We start from the raw sequence: 19,047 nt of genomic DNA, 5'->3' as shown, positions 1-19,047 counted from the left end.
TAGCAACAAATCGAACTTATTAAACCTAGTATCAGCCTGATTTTATCTTGTAATAAGAGTTTACTCAATTAACTTCTCTCTTTTTATTTTACAGTGGGTCTTAATGCTTAAAGACTTACCAACCCATTATATCACGTTTGTCAATATTTTTCTGTAACCTTCTTTACTTTTTTATGATAAAATATTTCTTATGAAGATAAATACAGCATTGGGCCTCTTGGCAGGCAAGTCCTCCCACTTTGTTCTCAGCAAAATGGGGCGTGGATCGACTCTGCCAGGGAAAGTTGCCCTGACATTTGATAAAAATATTTTACAAAACCTAGCGAAGAACTATGAGGTCGTGGTTATTACCGGAACCAATGGTAAAACTCTGACTACAGCTCTGACGGTAGGCATTCTCAAGGAAGCCTTCGGACAAGTGGTGACCAATCCCAGCGGTGCCAATATGATCACTGGGATTACGACAACCTTCCTGACTGCTAAAAAAGGCAAATCTGGCAAACATATCGCTGTGCTGGAAATAGATGAAGCCAGCCTATCTCGGATTTGTGATTATATCAAGCCTAGCCTCTTCGTTTTTACCAATATTTTCCGAGACCAAATGGATCGCTATGGCGAGATCTACACGACCTACCAGATGATTCTGGATGCTGCAGCTAAAGTGCCTGAAGCAACTGTACTGATGAATGGTGACAGCCCCCTCTTTAACTCCGTAAGCCTGAAGAATCCTGTACGCTACTATGGATTTGATACCGAGAAAGGCCAAGCTCAGCTGGCTCACTACAATACAGAGGGCATTCTCTGTCCCAAGTGCGAGCATATCCTCAAATACGAGCTCAACACTTATGCCAATCTGGGGGCTTATATCTGTGAGGACTGCGGCTTCAAGCGTCCTAAGCTTGACTACAGCCTGACCGCTCTCAAAACACTTGAGCATAACCGCTCGGCCTTTACCATTGATGGTCAAGACTATCAAATCAATATCGGCGGTCTTTATAATATCTACAATGCCTTGGCCGCTGTATCAGTGGCTCAGTTCTTTGGCGTTGAGCCGGCTACTATCAAGGCTGGCTTTGACAAGAGCCGTGCTGTCTTTGGCCGTCAGGAAACTTTTAAAATCGGCGATAAGGAATGTACCTTAGTCTTGATTAAAAATCCGGTCGGAGCCACCCAAGCTTTAGATATGATTGGACTTGCACCATTTGACTTTAGCTTGTCTGTCTTACTCAATGCCAACTATGCGGACGGCATTGACACCAGCTGGATCTGGGATGCTGACTTTGAGAAGATTTTAGAGATGGAGATTCCTCATGTCATTGCAGGTGGTGTGCGCCACTCTGAGATTGCTCGTCGTTTGCGGGTAACGGGCTATCCAGCAAATCAGATTACTGAAGTCAAAGATTTGGAAGCAGTTTTTAAGACCATTGAGCAGCAAGAAACCAAGCATGCCTATATCTTAGCAACTTATACTGCCATGCTGGAATTCCGCGAGCTACTGGCAGAGCGTCAAGTGGTCAGAAAGGAGATGAACTAATGGTTTACAGATCCCTCACTTCTCCTGAAAACAAGGATTACCGTTACGATATTAAAATTGCCCATCTCTATGGCAATCTCATGAATACCTACGGCGACAACGGCAATGTTCTCATGCTCAAGTATGTGGCTGAAAAGCTAGGTACTAGAGTTGAAGTCGATATCGTCTCTCTAGAAGATGACTTTGACAAGGACAGCTACGACATCGTCTTCTTTGGCGGAGGTCAAGACTATGAGCAAACGATTGTGGCTCGTGACTTGCCGTCTAAAAAAGAAGCTTTGGAAAGTTTTATCAATGAAAATGGCGTTGTGCTAGCTATCTGCGGTGGTTTCCAACTCTTAGGCCAATACTATATAGAAGCTTCTGGCCGACGAATCGAAGGTCTGGGCATCATGGGTCACTATACCCTCAACCAGACCAATAATCGCTATATCGGTGACATCAAGATTCATAACGAAGAATTCGATGAAACCTACTACGGCTTTGAAAATCACCAAGGACGGACTTTCCTCGCTGACGATGAAAAACCTCTGGGCAAAGTCGTCTATGGAAATGGCAACAACCAAGAGGATGGTTGCGAAGGCGTTCATTATAAAAATGTCTTTGGCTCCTACTTTCACGGCCCTATCTTGTCCCGCAATGCGAACTTGGCCTACCGTCTGGTGACCACTGCTCTGAAAAACAAGTATGGCTCAGATATTGAACTGGCGGCTTATGAAGATATCCTAGCCCAAGAAATCCCAGAAGAATATGGAGATATCAAGAGCAAGGCAGAGTTTGAATAGATAAACAGGAGAATCACTATGAAAGAAAAATTGCACTATATCCTGCTTTTAATTACCGTTCTATTAGTTGCTGGTATTTCCTTGGCCAATATGCAGAGTGTCAATGTTAGCTTTATCCTATTTAGCTTCAAACTTCCCTTAATCATATTGATTTTGGTCTCAGTGCTCCTAGGCTCTGTCACGACCTTTCTCATCAGCATGCTAAAAAACTTCTCGCTGAAAAAAGAGCTTAAGAAAACCAAAGAAGCACTTAAAAATTCCCATACAGAAAACTAGGTTGGAAATTATTCCAGCCTAGTTTTTTTGTATTTTCTTTTTATGAAATTTTATTGTATCTATTCTTTCTATATCTTTCAACAGCCATAAACCATCTAACCATATTGTTTTGCCATAATAACAGAACTGCTGCAGCTGGTAAAATACCCATAAAGCTTAAAGTGATAATCTCACTGCCGATAGGTGTTCCTATCATATTAAAAACTAGAATAGATATGACTAAAATTGGACCAATCAGTCCCATTAAAGCCATAAATACTGTGAAAATCCAAGCGAATATCTTCTTGCCAAGAGTAACCTTCTTATCGCCAAAATTACCCCAAATAAGATTAGTATCAACTGCCCGTCTAAAATTTTCTTTACTGGTTGGCTGTGCCAACTTAACATTCTTATAAAGGGCTCGCTCTACTATGACCAGCAAAAGAGTACCTTCCAGAAACCAAACAATTAGAAAATAAACCAAAGTACCATAGCCATAGACACCACCAAACAATCGTGTCTCAGGAAAAAGCTGCATCGCACCACTAAAAGCAATCAGAAATGATGTAATTAAAATGATTTGTTTTCGATTGCCACGCGATGCCTCTGTATTCAATAGTTTACTTTTAGGAGCTGCTAAGGGATCTCTCGGCTTTTCTACATTTACATAAATAGCCTGACCATCACTTTCCCCTATATAAATAACTTTCCTAAAAAACATCCTTCATCCTTTCCTCTCTATATACCAACAATTAAAACAAGTCAGGTTGATATAGTTCTCAGCATTTTCTTTTCTTCCTCTTTTTAAACTGATAATAAATAAAACTCCCCGTAGCATCCAAGACAATCGTATAGCCAAAAATTCTAATAAACCATATTAGCCAAATCGGACTATTTTCAGCATCTATATGCAATAATTGCAAACAAGCAATAATACCAAGAAATAGAATAACCTCTGTAATCAAACGGGGCTTAGTCTTTTTGAAATCTAAAGTTTTTAAAAAACTCTGATTATATAATTCTTCTGGTACTTCTTCCCAGTAAGTCTTATCTTTCGCTCTCAACTTAAGTAAATATCCGACTTCGACAATGAGTCTCGAGAAAGCTGATATAAACACTAGATTACCAAAAATACCTAATATTTGCTTAGAATAACCGGATATCCAACCAACCATCATTCCCCCAAGCAAGGTAGCTCCTAGAATTATCCAGATAGAGGGTTTACTATAGACACTCAAAGCAGCAACATAGTTGGCATTAGTCCGTTGCTCGGAAAAGCCTGTTTCTAATTGTTTCTTTAGCCATCTTACATTATAAAGGATTAAACCCAAAAATAGAATCAGAGAACTAAGCCCAAAAATAATGGTATATATAAAAGAATTTCTCAATAAATTATTAGTGAGTACAACAATAACATAATCCGTTAAAACTAATGACAGAAGTAATCCATTAATCATTGCAAAAAGCATGGCTGTGCCAAAAAATTGATGCCTATAAATCAATTTTTGATTGAAAGAAATAACTTGACATATCAGCATAAAAAGAAGGTATACGCAAAAAAATAGGAATATAAGATTAGAAAAGGGATTCAATTTGAGTTGATCTTTTATAAAATAATACACATGCGACAAGGCAATACTTAAGGCAAATATACCGGACCAGGCCAAGCCAAGCATCCCAACAGAAGCTCGTGTCGCACCTAGTGATTGAAAGTAGTTCTTGTTTAATTCTTCTGGTCCTAAAACTATATTTTTTTCACTCATTTTCTACCTCAAAAAATTTGGCCTTTGTATCTCTAAAAGCATTTTTTTAATTCTGCTAGACATACAGACATTACATGGTTTGATCTCAACTGGTTTATGACAACCGAACCAATTGGTAAAATAGGGTTATTATTTTCCATTTTCATTCTCCAATTCATAATTTAATTTATCTAAAATTTTATTATTTATAACAGTTTTGACTATGCCATTCCATATAATATTTGGAACCAAAGAAAGTAGTATAGCAAGTACAACTAATTTTATTATAAACTCTATAATTGTACTTGGCATAAAATAAAACCAATAAACAAAAGGAATAACTGCAAAGACAATAAACAAAACTACTAAGATGTTTGCAAGATAAGGTGTTTTTATCTGTTTCAAAACATCATTATGTTTTAAAGTTATATCGTGTATAACTTCAAAATATTCTTTCTGGACAGTACTACTAGGAGCTTCAATCAAAGGATAAGTATTTCTAATTGAAACCATCCATAGTTCAAAAAGTATAAAAAACCAAATTCCTAAGATCATCGGCAATAGAAAAGAAAAAAAGCCGAACTCTTTTTGAGGAACAATGTAATTATCAGAATAACCAGCGATAAAAGCCATAATCGGGACAATCAATAATGGCGAAGACATCCAAGTTAATCTGCTAATTTTCTTAGCTATGTTTTGGTGATTCCCTATGCTTTCCTTATCTAGCTTTCTCCAAACAACATCTCCTGATAAAAAATAGTACTCTGCAGCTAAGCCTGTTCCTTTTAAATTGGTTCCCATCCCATTATCAACAGCAAATAATAATCTTATCTTTTTCACAATGGACAACTCCATATTAGCTTTTTAGACTTAATATTTCGATCTAGTTCTTTATTGACATCACTTCCTAAAGGTAATAATTTTTTATTCATTTTCTTCTCCATTCTCTTGTGTTGTTTCTTCTTCTAGCTTGCCACTTTTGACCAGCTTTTTATAATATCGTTTGCTGTACCATTCTCGGTCTGAAATCTTTAAGTAGGATTTATACTCTTCTGGGTACTTGTGGATATAATAGGCTTGAAAAATATGCACATTCATCATAAAAGCTATAAAATAACCGCTAATGACAAACCAAACCACCAAAAATAATCCAAAAATATAAAAATACCAAAGGACCGGAAGTTGATTCATTAGATGATAGACCAGTGATACCGGAAAGAGAACTACCATCGTTCCGACTGTAATCATCATCACTTTCTTAAGAATTGACTTTTCTTCTTCATCGTTCAGTCTCCTTTTCAGATTCTGGATACTATTCATAATAATACAGAAAAAGAGAATAATTCCCAACACAAGCTGAAACCAGAATCCCACCACTGTATAAGAGTCGTAAGCTACCGCACTGGCAAAATAAAACACTGATATAAAAGCACAAACTGACATTGAAAAATAAAAAGGAAAATAGGTCCAAAGCTGACTGTTCAAGCGTTTCTTGGGCAAAAAAACAGGGATAGAACCAAAAAGGAAAGTTAGATAGAAAACTATACTGATTGGTCGCATTATTTGCCCAATTGTGTGAAACAAAGAAACTGATTGATGAGAAAGATAGTGTACTTCTCCACTTTGACCTACACTACTTGGTGAAGCAATTAATAGAAAGTAAACCATAATTCCAAAAAAGATAAATATTCAAAACACGACCGTAAACAGCCGATTGATCATCCCCATATGAATAGGATTTGGCATACCGGCGGTTAAGACAAACTTTCCGTTTGTTACGATTTTCTTACTTCGTTCAAAGTCTGCACCGAAAATACTAATTTTTTTCATTTTTAATCTCCAAATTTCATCTAGCAGAAATCCTATTATCCTTGAGAATCTTCCATTTGAGGATAGACAACAAATTGTGTCACAAAACAGCAACTGTCGCAACAACTACTCCTCGCTTCGCTAAAGATATAGCACTTGCCTTCTGCGATTCGACTGTTTTACCTAACACCTAGTTACACGTTTCGCTCTCTGTTTCTTCCTTAAAACGTACTTTCCCTTGGCTATATAGCTTCATAATCTTCACAAAGCGAACCGGGTTGTTTTGATTATAAAACAAAAAGGGCGTATAGAACATAAATCCGGCTATCCAAAAACCGTAATTAGTCTCAATAGGCTGACCAAACTTTTGAGTATAGCCGTAAAAAACAAATACTAAATATATATCAGCAGCAATTATTATGTAGCGAGCAATTCGATAGATTGTTGAAGATGCTTTAGCTGGGTCAAAATTCTCGTCACCCACCATCAAATTATGGGAAGCTGCATAATAAAACACCTTCTCTGTTGTCGGCTGAGCCTTGCGAACATTTTTATAAAGCCCTCGCTCAAGAATAGCGACCATTAACAGAAACTCAGCCAACCAAAATAGTAGTATATAGGTCAAACTGGTCCAGTTATAGACACCAATGGACAAGACTGAAAAGAATCCAAAGACAGCAGGTCCACCTGCCATCAATAGAATCACCAATTCAGGAATATAGGCATTGGTCTTACGCGCTCCTTCCGTATTGAGCAGGAAACTTTTGGGAGCTGCTAAAGCCTCTCTAGTCTGCTGGTCATAATAGACCGCCTGACCATCACACTCGCCAATAAATACTCGACGACGTCTAAGAAAAAACATACTAACCTCTTTCTAATTACTTATTGAAGTTCTGTTACTAAACTTTATAATCTCTACTACTTCACTCACTTTTATTTAATTTCAAATCAGCTAAGCTCCAGCTTTATAATCATGTAGCTCTTTTGTCAAAATAGCTCCATCCGGTCCGACGCTCACTTCTAGATAGACATCTGGATCGTCGTCAGTTCTACATATCACACTCAGTTTTCCAGACTCAAATTTTTCTGTTATGTCTAAAATACCAGAAATATTATTCTGATTATATATAACAAAAGCAACTCCCAACAAAAGACCTGCAAAAATAATCTTAAAAATCTCTCCTCCAATCGGTTCTCCTAAAAAATCTTTGAAGTGAAAAATAAAATCATAGACATAGTAGAAACCTACTGCAGGAATAGTGAACAACAAAGCGTTAAATAAATAAGTATTATTGCGCTTCTCTTTTTCGCTCAAGTTCTTTTCTTTTAAATCCTCTGAATCACAAATAGTAAAAAGGCTGACCGTTTGAGTAGTCACTTGCGCTCTATTGATATTTCGATACAAGGCTCGTTCTACAAGGATAGTAATGAAAGCAAACTCTGCTATCCAGATAAGAATAACACTCCAAAAAGTTGTCATGCTATAAGTTCCTTGTAAAAATAGACTAAAGAAGGAAGTAAGGCCACCTCCGCCAGCTATAAAGAGAACAACTAATAAAGGAATATGTCGATTCATCCTGCTTGATTTCTCTGTATCTAATAGTTTACTCTTTGGTGCCTCTAAAACTTCGTGGGTCTTACGATCATAATAAATGGCTTTGTCATAATATTGATTCAAATACATACGACGTCTTCTAAAAAACATATCTCTCCTCATTTCTAATTCTTATTCTAGTTCTGTCAGCAAACCTCTGTTCCAAAAACTGAATTAGCTAACTTTTTCATTCAACATCTGTATTGTAGAAAAATTCTTATTTTATATTCCCAAACTTATTTTGTACTTGCAATATAAGCTAATTTCTCAATTCTCTCATGAATCGTTTCTACATTCAAATTTTCTCGAAGGTATTCACAGAGCATTCCATTTTCATAAAACATTTGCTCTGAAAGCTGACCTTTTGGTTCATCGGGGCACTGAATCATAACAATGCTGAAAACACCACCGGGACCAGAATTTTCAATTGCATTCCCCTCAAAATGATAGGTGAAAGCCCGAAATTGAGAACCATTGTAGTCACCTGAAATTACATAGGCAACTTTTACCATATTTCCACGACCAAATGGATAATGACTAAAATTAGCGTATTTTTCTACATACGGATTCTGGGAAAGTTTTAGTGTGAAATCGTTACTTGTTTTTTGCTTGGAATAATCTCTGTAATAGTCATTACCTTGTGCTTTGTCAAATTGATAGCCGTGCTCGGAAGCGAAGGCTTGGTATACTTTATTCTTTTTAGCGGAATGACTAATCGCCCAATAAACTATCCAACCTACGAAAGCAAAAATTGCTAGCATTAAGACAATAAAAATTATTACAAAATCCATCATTTTCTCCTATTTTTCTTAAACAAAACGATTCAGTCATCAAAATCTTTAGTAATACGATAACTGAACCACATTGAATATCAATTTAATTTTTCCTGTAAGCTCTAAGAAGCTCATTTCTCACAGAAACTGCATACTCCTACACCTTCTCCGCCAGTTCTTCCCATTCTAGCATGGCTTCTTCTTGGGTGGAGGTCAGCTGGTCGATTTGCTGCTGGATCTCCATGAGTTCGGCGACGTCATTAGTGACCTCCATGGCTTCCTGAAGCTGACTGATCTGGCTGTCCAAGTCCTCGATTTGCGCTTCCAATTGCTCTAGGCGGCGGGCCAGCCGGCGCTGTTCTTTCTGGTTTTCCTTTTGAAGCTGATAGTCATTGGTAGATGATGGCTTAGCAGAATCTACCTGCTCCGTCTCCTCACGCAAGGCTTCCTGCTCTGCCTTTTTCTCCAGATAGTAGTCATAATCACCTAGATAAAGGGTGGAGCCTGTCTCAGAGAGCTCGATGATCTGGGTTGCCACGCGATTGATAAAGTAGCGGTCATGGCTGACAAAGAGCAGGGTTCCGTCAAAGTCAATCAGGGCATTTTCCAGCACTTCCTTGCTGTCAATATCTAGGTGGTTGGTCGGCTCGTCAAGGATGAGGAAGTTGTTGTTTTCCATAGACAGCTTGGCTAGAAGCAGGCGTGCTCGCTCTCCACCTGATAGCATGCCGACAGACTTCTTGACATCGTCTCCCGAGAAGAGGAAAGCGCCTAAGCGATTGCGAATCTCGACCTCTGGTGTCAGCTTGAAGTCATTCCATAGCTCATCAAGTACCGTATTGCTGGGAGTCAGTTTACTCTGGGTCTGGTCATAGTAGCCCACTTCCACATTAGCCCCAAGCTGTTCCTTGCCTCTGATGAAGGGTACTTGCCCGATTAGTGATTTAATCAGAGTCGTCTTTCCAATCCCATTTGGTCCGACAATAGCTACCGCATTAAACTTGCGAATATCAAGGTTAATCGGCTCCGACAGCACTTCCTCACCATAGCCAATAGCTGCATCTTCCAAGGTCAGAACAACATTGCCCGAAACCTTATCCGATTTGAAGGTCATATTAGCCGATCGACTGGCGGTCTCCGGCCTGTCCAAACGCTCCATCTTTTCCAGCTGCTTACGGCGGGACTGAGCCCGCTTGGTTGTGGAAGCCCGGACTAAATTGCGATTGACAAAGTCCTCCAGCGCAGCGATTTCTTTCTGTTGCTTTTCATAGTTCTTGGCTTCAGTGGCCAGCTTCTGCTCCTTTTGGACTACAAAGCTAGAGTAATTGCCCACATAGCGGTCCAAGGAATGCTTGGTCAAATCCAGCGTGATGGTCGCAACCTTGTCTAGGAAATAGCGGTCGTGACTGACAATGATCAAGGCACCGCTGTAGTTGACTAAGTAAGTCTCTAGCCAGGCAATGGTCTCGATATCCAAATGGTTGGTCGGCTCGTCCAGGACCAGCAGTTCTGGCTTTTCCAACAGCATCTTGGCCAGAGCCAGACGGGTATTCTGCCCGCCTGAAAGCTCAGAAATCTTCATCTGCCACATGGACTGGTCAAACTTGAAGCCATTTAAAATCGCTCGAATATCGGCCTCATAGGTAAAACCACCCTTTTGTCGAAAGTCCTCTGACAGCTGATCGTACTGGTTCATGAGAGCAGTCAGGTCTTCCCCTGACAATTCTCCCATTTGCAGCTCCATCTGCCGCAATCGCTTCTCATGTTGGCGCAGGCTATCAAAGACCAGCAACATCTCGTCGTAGATAGTATTCTCCGACTCAAAGCGACTGTCCTGAGCCAGATAGGACAGGGACAAGTCTCGTTTTTTATTGATCTGACCAGAAGTAGGCTCTTCCTCGCCCACCAAAATTTTGAGCAGAGTTGACTTCCCAGCTCCATTTTTACCGACGAGAGCAATCCGATCACCCTCATCCACTTGCAGGTTAATATTGTTAAAAAGAAGCTCCCCTGCAAAAGAGCGCTCAATCTTGCTTGCTTGTAAAATAATCATAAGACCATTATAGCAGATTTCCAGAAGCACAGCTATCAGAATTCAAGAGAAAGCGAACTCAGCTCCCCAAAAGAAAAAAGACAGCCATACCTGACTGCCTTACATAAAATTATTGAGAATGGATTGATTCTGCAAAATCAGATAAATTCCCAGCAAAATCAGAACCGTAAAGACAACAAATTTAATCATTCCCTTGATCAGACGAATAACCAGAAGGATTATCATGGACCCGACTAGCCACATAAAGGCGGAATTGTGAAAAAATCCCTGAACTGCCTCAATATTCTGGCCGAAGAAGACCTGAATGGGCGCCGGAACATGATTTTCCCAAGCCGCTGTCACTCCTAGCTGGTTGGCAATCTCATTGCCGCTTTTCCATAGCCAGACAAAGATTCCTGAGTTAAAAACAAAGAGAAAAACTTGCTCTGGAAAGTGTCGAATCAAGTAAAAAATAGATTTTAACATAGGCTTACGATTGATACAAGTCTTTTACAGCCTGGATATCTGTCGGCTGGATACTGTAAAATGAGCCTGCTGACTGCATTACTGATTCCTCCTCATTATGGTCTAATCCGATAGCATGGCCCAATTCGTGCGCTGCTGTATTGACAATCCGCTCATGAGAATAGGCATAGCGACTGTCCAGCAGGTAGTAACTATTAAGGCGAACCGTGACATGGGTAAACCGCTTGGTTAGGAGATTGGTCTGCGACTCAGCTTCACCAGCTGCACTGATGTTGCCATCGTTCATCTCCGTCGCAACAATGTCCGCCTTGTCTTTGTCATTGATGATTTGAAAGGTGAAGGCACCTGTTTGATTCCAAGAATCAATGGCCTCCTTATAGGCTGAACGGAAGGTTTCATTATTTGTATCGATATAAATCGTGGCGCTTGGCTGATCCCAACGAGCCCCTGTTGTTGCATGCTCATCTGTCAGCTGATCCGTCTGCGTCTCCTCACTGCTGTGAAGCCCCGTGGAAATGCCTTGGTGATTTAAAAATTGATCCACTCTGCCAACAGCTGTCTGAACAGCCTGCGTCAGTCCCTCTGTACCTGGCTCTGTCGAAGTGGTAAAATAGAAAATTCCGACAATAACCATAAAGCTCAGGACAAAGGACCAGGCAAGTCCCCAAACTACACGCCCAATCAGACGCATGAGGAACCGGATGCATTTAAAAATAATTCCCATCGCAACCTCCTTTACTAGATTGTAAGAGAACGTTGATTTTACCACCGCTTTCTTAAAGAAGACTGAAAAATTCGCCTTCTTTCATCTATTAGTATAAAAGAAAATGACTACAAATCTGCAACCATTTCTTTTCATACTATTGAATACTCTTTGCAAATCTATTTTTGAGTATAAAATTAAGAACCTCTATCCAGACTGACCCTGCCACTATTATAGTCCAGGCGAATCCCTTTTTGCACATTCGGGATAAAGACATTAAATTCCAAACTACCATCGCTGGACTTGGCCTCTAAATGTGACCCAACCGGTACTAAATCAGTCTCCGTGGCATAAATCAAGGTTACCCGGTAGCGCACCCGCTTGTTCTTATCCAAAGCCTTACGAATCTTTGTTTCGTAGTAATTCTGCCCTGTCGAGTCTGCTTCATTGGCTTGGTTGGACCAGGCCGTCTGCACAGCTATATTAGCAGGATTGCTAGTAGAGGCATCAAAGCCCTTCAAACCACCGATCAGCGAATAGGCCAAGAGATGCCCTCGGTCCACAGCATGATTGTACTCACCAGAGAGGTTCTTGAGTTGATGCCAACCTGCCGGTACCCATGAAGTGTTGGCATTTCCAGTTTCTTCCCGTTTTTTGTACTGGCGGGTAGACTTGGATAAAAAGGCATTCGCCACCGTCGGAAGAGTTTGCCCTTGAACAAGCTTGGTCTTATTGTCAGCGTAGGGCTTACTAGAAATCCCCGCATCCAAGTCCGTTTTATTCCCATTCACGATAAAGGCGCCAGCTCCGTTCCATTCAATGCTGCCTTTGAGCTGAGCTCGGACAGCATCCGTCAGAACGCTCTCAGCCAGTTCCTGACTAGGAGCGGCCTGATCTTGGACTTGCCCAACTCGGATTTCTGAATTTGGACTCTGAAGTGGCTGCTGACCATCCTGTCCCCAGAAATAGCCAGCCAGCGCCAAAATCAAGGCCAGAGTCAGCCCAGCCCAGCCTTGCAGGCTCTTAGAATTCCTTTTCTGACTAGTCTTTCTTTTCATCTTCTTTCTTTCAACTTAGCAAACTGGATTTATTTCAGCCAGTCTGTTCGACTAGGAGTTAGTTTCCAGTAAACTTCCCGATTAATTCTTGCCAGGTTTCTGGTGAAAAAACTGATCCCTTACCGTTTCCGATAATGTTATAGCCAATCATCAAAGCCACAAAAAAGAGAATCACGGCTACCAAGAGAACCAGTAGAACAAGGCCAATTTGCCGACCTAAATATTTAAGATTTTCACTCATCGTCTTCTTCCTTTACACGCTTCACTTTGGCTCCCAAGGCTGCCAATTTTTCATGGAATTTATAGTAGCCTCGGTCTAAGTGTACGAGCTTGCTGACCTTAGTCTCGCCTTCAGCAATCAAGCCCATCAGAATCAAAGTCGCACTGGCCCGAAGGTCTGTTGACATGACTTCAGCTCCCTGAAGACTGCCGCCGCCCCAGATACGAGCTGTATCACGCATGATATCAGAGTGCAGCCCCATCCGACGCATTTCCTCTAGATGCTGGAAGCGGTTCTCAAAGACAGTCTCAATCATCGTAGACTCGCCCTTGGCCATAGCCATGAGCGCCGTAAACTGAGCCTGCATGTCCGTTGGGAAGCCTGGATAAGGAAGGGTCTTGACCGCAACCGGTCTCAGCTTCGAAACATCGGAACGAATCCGAATCCCTTCATCTTCCTCTGTCACTTCCACTCCCATTTCCTGCATTTTGGAAAGCAGGGGACGGTTGTGCTCCCAAATGGCATCCTCAATCAGCAAGTCACCGCTGGTCATGGCTGCAGCAACCATAAAAGTTCCTGCTTCGATACGGTCTTGAACCACATTATGCTTGGCCCCTCGCAGCTGGTCCACTCCGACAATAGTCAGAGTCTCAGTACCTGCTCCTCTGACCTTGGCTCCCATTTCATTCAAAAAGAGGGCTAGGTCAACGATTTCAGGCTCCCGAGCAGCATTTTCAATCACTGTCGTACCTTGAGCCAGCGTCGCAGCCATCATGATATTTTGCGTTGCTCCCACACTAGGAAAGTCCATGTAAATGTGGGCACCCTTGAGTCGCTCTGCCTTCGCTTCGATATAACCCGCTGTTTGGGTAATCTGAGCGCCCATGGCTTCTAAGCCCTTCAGGTGCAAGTCAATGGGCCGACTGCCAATCGTACAGCCGCCTGGCATGGAAACCTTAGCATGACCATTACGAGCTAGAACTGGCCCCAAAACAACGATAGACGCTCGCATTTTGCTGACGTATTTGTAAGGTGCTTCCTCGGACAAAGGCTGAGTGGCATCCACAACAACTGTATTTTCTTCCTGATTAAAATCCACCTGAGTGTTTAAACCGCGGACCACATTGTTCATGGTAAAGACATCAGACAAGACCGGAACATTTTTCAAAACAGACTGGCCTTCACTAGCCAAGACTGTCGCTGCCAAGAGAGGCAGCACCGCATTTTTTGCTCCTTCAATCTTGACCTTTCCGACCAAGCGATTATCTCCACCTTGAATAATAATTTTTTCCATACCGATTCCTTACTCTAAATTTTTAAAATCATCCATACTATCATACCATAAAATCAAAAATATGACCTTATAAAGTACCGTTAAAAATCGCCCGGCTCATATCGTAAATACCAATGAAGAAAAGGCTGACTAAATAGCCCAAGGCAATACTGAACAAGAGAATCAAAAAGCGAATCTTCAACGCATTATCAGCATTAACCTTGAAAAACCTCTCCCACTCAACAACCGTTGACAGCAGATGAAAGGCAAAGAAAATAAAGAGCAAATGACTGCATAATTTAAAAACAACTTCTACCATAACTTTTATTATACCACAAGACTCCAGTCAAGGACGAACTAAACAATCCCGCCCTTTTTCTTTGGAAAAGAAAACTGAGACAGATTTGCCTCAGTTTTGCGTATTCAGTTTGTATTCAAGAAAGCATATTACCAGATGATGAACGACCTCCATCAATCTATGTAAAATAGCTTCTTATAATCTTGTTCCGACATTGATCCGGTTGATTGCCCGCTGCAGGGCGATCTTAGCCCGGCGTTCTTGGTCAATCAAATGCTTATCATGTGCTTCTTCGATTTCTTGCTCAGCTCGGAGCTTAGCCCGCTCAGCCCGACTAATGTCGATATCTCGCTCACGCTCAGCTGAGTCCGCCACAATGGTAATGACATTATCTGCAATTTCAATGATTCCGCCATTAACCGCAATCCAGTCGATATGCTTGTCATCATCAACCCGGCGCACCTTAACCTGATCCACTTCTAAAACAGCGATGGTATTGATGTGGCGGGGCAAAATCCCCAGCTCACCCTCAATGGTCTTTACGGAAACAAATGCAGCATGGTGATCATAAATAAGACCATCCGGTGTCACGATTTGTACTGTCATTTGAGCCATCATTCACCTCTTAGAATCCCATTTTCTCAGCCTTGGCCAATACATCCTCGATGGAGCCCACACCACGGAAGGCGTCTTCTGGCAGCTTATCGTGCTTACCTTCTAGGATTTCCTTGAAGCCACGAACCGTTTCAGCTACTGGCACATAGGAACCTGGCTGGCCGGTAAATTGCTCCGCCACGTTGAAGTTCTGTGACAGGAAGAACTGAATCCGCCGCGCACGTGCAACCAAAGTCTTCTCATCATCTGACAACTCGTCCATACCAAGGATAGCAATGATGTCCTGCAATTCATGATAACGTTGCAAGACCCGCTTAACCTCTGCTGCCACTGCATAGTGCTCTTCTCCGACAATCTCTGGTGAAAGGGCACGAGAGCTGGAAGCGAGTGGATCCACGGCTGGATAAATCCCTAGCTGAACCAATTTCCGTTCTAGGTTAGTTGTAGAGTCCAAGTGAGCAAAAGCTGTCGCTGGTGCTGGGTCAGTATAGTCATCGGCTGGAACATAGATAGCTTGGATGGAAGTAACGGAACCTTTCTTGGTTGAGGTAATCCGTTCTTGTAACTGTCCCATTTCTGTTGCAAGTGTTGGTTGGTAACCAACGGCTGACGGCATGCGGCCCAAAAGGGCAGACACTTCCGAACCAGCCTGCGTAAAGCGGAAGATGTTGTCAATAAAGAGCAGCACGTCCTGACCTTCCACATCACGGAAATATTCCGCGATAGTCAGTCCGGTAAGAGCAACCCGCATCCGAGCTCCTGGCGGTTCATTCATCTGACCAAAGACCATAGCGGTCTTTTCGATAACGCCAGACTCTTTCATTTCCCAGTAGAGGTCATTCCCTTCACGCGTCCGTTCACCAACACCTGTGAAGACAGAAATCCCTCCATGCTCTTGGGCAATGTTGTGAATCAATTCCTGAATCAGGACAGTCTTACCTACTCCGGCACCACCAAAGAGACCAACTTTCCCGCCTTTCAGATAAGGAGCTAGGAGGTCGATAACCTTGATCCCTGTTTCCAGGATTTCTGATGAAGTTGATAGTTCATCAAAGGTTGGTGCCTTCTTATGAATCGGCTGGCGCTCTGCATCAGCAGGAAATGGCGTATCCAAGTCGATAGTGTCTCCTAGGACATTGAAGACCCGGCCCAGAGTTTCCTTGCCGACCGGCACAGAAACCGGACGACCAGTATCCAAGACCTCCAAACCACGTGTCAAACCATCGGTCGACTCCATGGCAATGGTCCGCACCACACCGTCACCAAGCTCAAGAGCTACTTCAAGGACGATTTTTGATTTTTTCTCATCATTTTTATAGACTACAAGTGCATTATTTATCTCAGGTAGTTTGTCTCCGGCAGCAAACGCAACGTCTACGACCGGCCCGATAACCTGAGCAATTTTGCCTGAGCTCATGTTTTTTCCCTCGTTTAATTTCTAATTCATTTGTGGCCTTATTCTAGGGCACTTGCACCCGCCACGATTTCAGTAATTTCCTGCGTAATGGCAGCCTGCCGAGCGCGGTTGTACTGAATAGTCAAATCACTGATGACCTTTTTAGCATTGTCTGTCGCTGTCTGCATAGCAGTCATACCGGCAGCATTTTCAGCCGTCTTGGCATCAATAATGGCACCGTAAATCATGCTCTCTGCAAACTGGGGCAGCAGTTGATCCAAGATAGAATCCCGACTGGACTCCAGTTCCAGATTCAGCGTATAATCTTCATCAGCTTCATTGGGATCCAAGTCAATGATTGGCAGCATCTGCTCCACCCGCATCTGACTAGTCAGACTGTTGACATGGTGATTATAGCAGACATAGAGCTCATCGAAGAGCTCATTCTGATACATCTCAATGGTCTTGCTAATGATTTTACGGACCTCATCAAAGCTAGGCTGATCTGCTAGACCACGCAGTTCATAAACTGGCTGAATCCCCCGAGCTCGGAAGAAATCAGCACCGACGCTTCCGATACAGATGACTTCAAAGTCCTCTCCAGTCGGATGGTACTCAGCTTTCAGCTCCATCAAAGCCTTGAGAATGGTTGCGTTATAACCGCCTACCAGACCGCGGTCAGAAGTAATGACGATATAGGCTGATTTCTTAACTGGCCGACTGATTAACATCGAGTGATGACGGGCATTTTCTGCCTCGTGGCCATGCAGCATATCCGTAACTAACTTACGCACTTTCTGGGCATAGACCTGAAAGTTCTTAGCTGCTTCCTCAGACTTTCCCAGCTTAGCAGCAGAAACCATCTGCATGGCATTGGTGATTTGACTGGTGTTTTTCGTGGATGCAATTTTATTTTTAATATCATTTAATGAAACTGCCATCTGACACCTCTATTCTTATTTGAAGCTAGACTGGTCAATAAACTCAGTAATGGCAGCATCCAAGACTTCCTCACTTGGAAGGTCTTTCGTTGTCCGAATGGTTTCATAAATGCTTTCTTGATGCGCATCAAAGTAGGCAAATAATTCTGACTCAAAGCGCAAAATATCATCTACTGGCACACTGTCTAAGAAACCATGGGTCAAAGCATAGAGAATCACGACCTGCTTTTCAACCGGCAGCGGTTCATGAATCGGCTGCTTCAAGACTTCTACAGTCCTGCGGCCACGATTGAGTTTGGCCTGCGTTGCTGCATCCAAATCACTACCAAACTTAGTAAAGGCCTCAAGCTCCCGATAAGAAGCCAGGTCGATACGCAGGGTTCCAGCTACTTTCTTCATAGCCTTGATTTGGGCAGAGCCCCCAACCCGTGATACAGAAGAACCTGCATCAATGGCTGGACGTACCCCAGCATTGAACAGGCTGTCGCTGAGGAAAATTTGTCCGTCAGTGATTGAAATCACGTTGGTTGCGATATAAGCCGAAATGTCTCCAGCCTGCGTTTCAATAAATGGCAGAGCTGTAATCGAACCACCGCCCAGCTCATCAGAAACCTTGGCTGAACGCTCCAAGAGACGGCTATGCAGATAGAAAACATCTCCAGGAAAGGCCTCACGGCCTGGCGGACGACGGAGCAAGAGGGACAGTTCACGATAGGCCACCGCCTGCTTAGACAAGTCATCATAGACAATCAAAACATGCTTGCCATTATACATGAACTCTTCTGCCATCGCTACACCAGCATAAGGCGCTAGGAAAAGCAAGGGGGACGGCTGTGAAGCAGAGGCTGTCACGACAATCGTATAGTCCAAAGCACCATACTGACGCAGCGTTTCTACCTGCGTACGAACGGTAGATTCTTTCTGACCAATCGCCACATAGATACAAATCATATCCTGACCTTTCTGGTTCAGGATGGCATCAATGGCAATGGTCGTCTTCCCAGTCTGACGGTCCCCGATAATCAGCTCCCGCTGGCCGCGGCCAATCGGAACCAAGGCATCAATAGCCTTGAGACCTGTCTGCAAAGGCTCAGATACTGACTTACGCTGCATGACACCCGGAGCCGGTGTTTCAACCGGACGTGTCTTGTCCGTGACAATGTCACCAAGTCCATCAACAGGACGACCCAGCGGATCAACAACCCGCCCAATCAAGGCCTCTCCCACAGGAACTTCCATGATTTTACCAGTCCGGCGAATGGTATCTCCCTCACGAATGTCTGTAAAGTCTCCCAAGATGATAATCCCAACATCGGTTGACTCTAGATTTTGCGCCATACCATAAGAGCCATTTTCAAAGATTAAGAGCTCTCCGCTCATAGCCTTATCCAGTCCATGAGCACGCGCGATTCCATCACCAATATAAGTGACGACCCCTGTTTCTGTGACGTCAAAATTTGGCTGGAAATTTTCAATTTGTTGCTTAATTAAAGCGCTGATTTCTTGTGCGTTAATCGCCAAAATTCACACCAC

General features: G+C 42.6%; 20 protein-coding genes and 1 pseudogene. 3 read left to right on the top strand and 18 right to left on the bottom strand.

Features of this window, described 5'->3' with window-relative positions; all coding sequences use genetic code 11:
• Positions 1 to 190 precede the first annotated feature (190 nt).
• The 3 genes from murT to HMPREF1150_RS04135 are packed head-to-tail and all read left to right on the top strand — an operon-like array spanning position 191 to position 2,595.
• Positions 191 to 1,534 (top strand): lipid II isoglutaminyl synthase subunit MurT, encoded by a 1,344-nt coding sequence (gene murT / locus HMPREF1150_RS04125; RefSeq protein ID WP_009659997.1) that lies wholly within the window; start codon positions 191 to 193, stop codon positions 1,532 to 1,534.
• On the top strand, positions 1,534 to 2,319 hold the full coding sequence (gene gatD, locus HMPREF1150_RS04130; RefSeq protein WP_002906920.1) for a lipid II isoglutaminyl synthase subunit GatD: 786 nt from the start codon (positions 1,534 to 1,536) through the stop codon (positions 2,317 to 2,319). Before murT ends, gatD begins: the two co-directional genes overlap by 1 nt.
• A gap of 18 nt (positions 2,320 to 2,337) precedes the next feature.
• A complete protein-coding gene (locus tag HMPREF1150_RS04135; protein WP_002895980.1) occupies positions 2,338 to 2,595 on the top strand; it encodes a LapA family protein in 258 nt (85 codons plus the stop codon).
• Between the two features lie 40 nt (positions 2,596 to 2,635).
• Here HMPREF1150_RS04135 and HMPREF1150_RS04140 read toward each other — a convergent pair whose 3' ends face one another.
• From HMPREF1150_RS04140 to atpA, 18 genes and pseudogenes are all read right to left on the bottom strand, one after another.
• Positions 2,636 to 3,295, bottom strand: a complete 660-nt coding sequence (locus HMPREF1150_RS04140; protein WP_009659979.1) for a hypothetical protein — start codon at positions 3,293 to 3,295, stop codon at positions 2,636 to 2,638.
• 58 nt (positions 3,296 to 3,353) lie between these two features.
• Positions 3,354 to 4,250, bottom strand: coding sequence for a hypothetical protein (locus HMPREF1150_RS04145; RefSeq protein WP_032905564.1), 897 nt, complete (start codon positions 4,248 to 4,250; stop codon positions 3,354 to 3,356).
• Between the two features lie 216 nt (positions 4,251 to 4,466).
• The gene (locus tag HMPREF1150_RS04150) at positions 4,467 to 5,171 is read right to left on the bottom strand and encodes a hypothetical protein (protein ID WP_009659988.1); all 705 of its coding nucleotides are present in this window, start codon (positions 5,169 to 5,171) and stop codon (positions 4,467 to 4,469) included.
• Between the two features lie 69 nt (positions 5,172 to 5,240).
• Positions 5,241 to 6,146, bottom strand: a pseudogene (locus HMPREF1150_RS0111240) (beta-carotene 15,15'-monooxygenase).
• Between the two features lie 169 nt (positions 6,147 to 6,315).
• A complete protein-coding gene (locus tag HMPREF1150_RS04155; protein ID WP_009660005.1) occupies positions 6,316 to 6,987 on the bottom strand; it encodes a hypothetical protein in 672 nt (223 codons plus the stop codon).
• A 90-nt stretch (positions 6,988 to 7,077) separates the two neighbouring features.
• Positions 7,078 to 7,809 (bottom strand): hypothetical protein, encoded by a 732-nt coding sequence (locus HMPREF1150_RS04160; RefSeq protein ID WP_009659985.1) that lies wholly within the window; start codon positions 7,807 to 7,809, stop codon positions 7,078 to 7,080.
• A 146-nt stretch (positions 7,810 to 7,955) separates the two neighbouring features.
• Positions 7,956 to 8,513 (bottom strand): hypothetical protein, encoded by a 558-nt coding sequence (locus HMPREF1150_RS04165; protein WP_032905550.1) that lies wholly within the window; start codon positions 8,511 to 8,513, stop codon positions 7,956 to 7,958.
• Positions 8,514 to 8,649: 136 nt separating this feature from the next.
• Positions 8,650 to 10,545: an ABC-F family ATP-binding cassette domain-containing protein gene (locus HMPREF1150_RS04170; RefSeq protein ID WP_032905547.1), complete on the bottom strand. Its 1,896-nt coding sequence runs from the start codon at positions 10,543 to 10,545 to the stop codon at positions 8,650 to 8,652.
• Between the two features lie 99 nt (positions 10,546 to 10,644).
• The gene (locus HMPREF1150_RS04175; protein WP_009660011.1) at positions 10,645 to 11,010 is read right to left on the bottom strand and encodes a hypothetical protein; all 366 of its coding nucleotides are present in this window, start codon (positions 11,008 to 11,010) and stop codon (positions 10,645 to 10,647) included.
• A gap of 4 nt (positions 11,011 to 11,014) precedes the next feature.
• Positions 11,015 to 11,734 (bottom strand): matrixin family metalloprotease, encoded by a 720-nt coding sequence (locus HMPREF1150_RS04180; RefSeq protein WP_009659982.1) that lies wholly within the window; start codon positions 11,732 to 11,734, stop codon positions 11,015 to 11,017.
• Positions 11,735 to 11,910: 176 nt separating this feature from the next.
• Positions 11,911 to 12,771 (bottom strand): DNA/RNA non-specific endonuclease, encoded by an 861-nt coding sequence (locus HMPREF1150_RS04185; protein ID WP_009659999.1) that lies wholly within the window; start codon positions 12,769 to 12,771, stop codon positions 11,911 to 11,913.
• A 58-nt stretch (positions 12,772 to 12,829) separates the two neighbouring features.
• Positions 12,830 to 13,012, bottom strand: a complete 183-nt coding sequence (locus HMPREF1150_RS04190; RefSeq protein WP_002900736.1) for a DNA-directed RNA polymerase subunit beta — start codon at positions 13,010 to 13,012, stop codon at positions 12,830 to 12,832.
• Positions 13,005 to 14,285 carry a UDP-N-acetylglucosamine 1-carboxyvinyltransferase gene (gene murA / locus HMPREF1150_RS04195; RefSeq protein ID WP_002897900.1) on the bottom strand — a complete coding sequence of 427 codons (1,281 nt, stop codon included), beginning with the start codon at positions 14,283 to 14,285 and terminating at the stop codon, positions 13,005 to 13,007. The genes HMPREF1150_RS04190 and murA overlap by 8 nt, the downstream gene beginning before the upstream one ends.
• A 67-nt stretch (positions 14,286 to 14,352) precedes the next feature.
• Positions 14,353 to 14,583 carry a DUF1146 family protein gene (locus HMPREF1150_RS04200; protein ID WP_009659990.1) on the bottom strand — a complete coding sequence of 77 codons (231 nt, stop codon included), beginning with the start codon at positions 14,581 to 14,583 and terminating at the stop codon, positions 14,353 to 14,355.
• A gap of 174 nt (positions 14,584 to 14,757) precedes the next feature.
• Positions 14,758 to 15,180 carry a F0F1 ATP synthase subunit epsilon gene (locus tag HMPREF1150_RS04205; protein WP_002895991.1) on the bottom strand — a complete coding sequence of 141 codons (423 nt, stop codon included), beginning with the start codon at positions 15,178 to 15,180 and terminating at the stop codon, positions 14,758 to 14,760.
• Between the two features lie 7 nt (positions 15,181 to 15,187).
• Positions 15,188 to 16,594, bottom strand: a complete 1,407-nt coding sequence (gene atpD, locus HMPREF1150_RS04210; RefSeq protein ID WP_009660004.1) for a F0F1 ATP synthase subunit beta — start codon at positions 16,592 to 16,594, stop codon at positions 15,188 to 15,190.
• A gap of 38 nt (positions 16,595 to 16,632) precedes the next feature.
• Positions 16,633 to 17,514 carry a F0F1 ATP synthase subunit gamma gene (locus HMPREF1150_RS04215; protein WP_002895995.1) on the bottom strand — a complete coding sequence of 294 codons (882 nt, stop codon included), beginning with the start codon at positions 17,512 to 17,514 and terminating at the stop codon, positions 16,633 to 16,635.
• 15 nt (positions 17,515 to 17,529) lie between these two features.
• Entirely contained in the window at positions 17,530 to 19,035 is a 1,506-nt protein-coding gene (atpA, locus tag HMPREF1150_RS04220; protein ID WP_002895997.1) for a F0F1 ATP synthase subunit alpha, read from the bottom strand.
• Positions 19,036 to 19,047 lie beyond the last annotated feature (12 nt).

Source organism: Streptococcus sp. AS14, from assembly GCF_000286495.1.
Classification (GTDB): Bacteria; Bacillota; Bacilli; order Lactobacillales; family Streptococcaceae; genus Streptococcus; species Streptococcus sanguinis_P.
This window is presented reverse-complemented; position numbering and strand designations above follow the sequence as displayed.